Here is a 278-nt window from a genome sequence, read left to right on the forward strand (position 1 = left end):
CAGCTGTGTGCCAACCACCTGCTCGGCATTACCCGCCTGCCGTTCGGACAGTGTTTCGCCAACACAAACGATCGCTTTCATGCCGGCAGCCAGTACTCGACGGGTTTTCTCCAAGACCAGCGTATCAGTTTCGGCATACAGGGCACGACGCTCGGAATGACCGACAATAACGTAGCGGCAACCCATGTCTGCCAACATGCCGACCGACACTTCACCGGTGAAGGCACCTGCTTCTTCACTGGCACAATTTTGCGCGCCGACCTGAACCTGACTGTGTT

The 278-nt window shown here is 56.8% G+C and carries 1 protein-coding gene; it reads right to left on the reverse strand.

All coding sequences use genetic code 11. The features are described from left to right. Positions 1-278 (reverse strand): triose-phosphate isomerase (locus Q4563_RS19500; protein WP_303605696.1); only part of this gene is annotated, 278 nt, incomplete at both ends.

Source organism: Gilvimarinus sp. 1_MG-2023 (assembly GCF_030548285.1).